The following is a 1511-nucleotide window of genomic DNA, read 5'->3' on the forward strand; positions in this document are numbered from 1 at the left end:
CCCCCCGCCGCCAGCGCCACGTTCACCGCCGTGCCCTCCGCGCCCGGGCCGCCCGTCTCCTCGGGCCACCCGGTCTGCGGGAACAACGTGCGCGGGTGCTCGTGCAGAGAGACCGTCAGAACACGGGGGTCGTCCCAGAAGACCGCCTGGACGCCGTCCCCGTGGTGCACGTCGACGTCCACGTAGGCGACCCGCTCCGCGCCCAGCTCCAGGAGCCGCGCGACGGCCAGCGCCGCGTCGTTGTAGACGCAGAACCCGGAAGCCGCCCCCGGCATCGCGTGGTGCAGCCCGCCTGCGAAGTTCACCGCGTGCAGCGCGTCCCCCCGCCACACCGACTCCGCCGCCCCCACGGACAGCCCGGCGATCAGCGCGGAGACCTCGTGCATCCCTCGGAAAGCCGGGTCGTCCTCCGTGCCCAGCCCGTAGGCAGGGTCCGCGGCCTCCGGGTCGGCCGAGGCCGCCCTGACCGCCTCGATGTAGTCCTGGCGGTGCACCAGACGCAGCGTGGAATCCCCCGCCGCCCTGACGCCGGCCACGGTGACCTGGCGGTCCAGCTCCAGCGCCGCGACCAGACGCCGCGTCAGCTTCAGGCGGACCGGGTCCATCGGATGCCCTCGCCCGAAGTCGTAGCCGGTGACTGCCTCGTCCCACATCATCTGCGCGCGGCCGCTCATGGACGCCACGGTAGCCGTTCAGGCCAGCAGAGCCGCCAGCTCCCCCATCGTGGTGAACGGCGCCTTCACGCCCACCAGCTTCTCGGCCGGCGTCATCGCGGTGAACCCGTACACGTCCATCCCGGCGGCAAGACCGGCCTGCACCCCCAGCGGGCTGTCCTCCACCACCGCACATCGCTCCGGCGCGACCCCCATCGACCGCGCGGCGTGCAGGAACAGGTCCGGCGCCGGCTTCCCGCAGCCGACGTCCTGCGCGCTGAAGATGCGCTCGTCGTCGAACCACCGGTCCAGCCCGGTCTTCCGGTGACCCACCCGGATCCGCTCATGGCTCCCCGAAGAGGCCACACAGAACGGGATGCCCGCTGCGGAAAGCCGACGCAGCACGTCCGCGACGCCCGGCACCGGCTTCAACTCCCGCTCGAACGCGGCGAAGACACGGGCGTGGAACTCGTCGTCGAAGTCCTCCGGCAGCCGCTGCCCGGTCCGCTCGAGGATCAGGTCATGGATGCGGTGCATGGCCGAACCCATGTAGTCCCGCACGGAGTCCTCGTAGGAGGTCTCGTGCCCGAGTTCTGTCAGGTAGCCGGCCAGCAGTCGGTTGGAGATCGGCTCACTGTCGACGAGCACACCGTCGTTGTCGAAGAGGACCAGGTCGTAGCGCATGCTCAGACCATAAACTCTCCGGAAATGCAGAAAGCCCCCGCACCAAAGGTGCGGGGGCTTTCCCAATATTTGTTCGGCGGCGTCCTACTCTCCCACAGGGTCCCCCCTGCAGTACCATCGGCGCTGTGAGGCTTAGCTTCCGGGTTCGGAATGTAACCGGGCGTTTCCCTCACG

General features: G+C 70.1%; 1 protein-coding gene, 1 rRNA gene and 1 pseudogene. All 3 read right to left on the reverse strand.

Going from position 1 to position 1511, the window contains the following annotated elements:
• A pseudogene (locus ACOV8S_RS18305) lies at positions 1–674 on the reverse strand (acetoin utilization protein AcuC); the annotation flags it as partial.
• Between the two features lie 18 nt (positions 675–692).
• Positions 693–1337 (reverse strand): HAD family hydrolase, encoded by a 645-nt coding sequence (locus tag ACOV8S_RS18310; protein ID WP_448318839.1) that lies wholly within the window; start codon positions 1335–1337, stop codon positions 693–695.
• 71 nt (positions 1338–1408) lie between these two features.
• Positions 1409–1511, reverse strand: a 5S ribosomal RNA gene (gene rrf / locus ACOV8S_RS18315); the annotation flags it as partial.

Source organism: Streptomyces sp. CO7 (assembly GCF_053474865.1).

Excerpts from the sequence above, each read along its gene's own strand:
- ACOV8S_RS18310 (WP_448318839.1), bottom strand. The coding sequence starts at position 1,337 with ATGCGCTACGACCTGGTCCTCTTCGACAACGACGGTGTGCTCGTCGAC.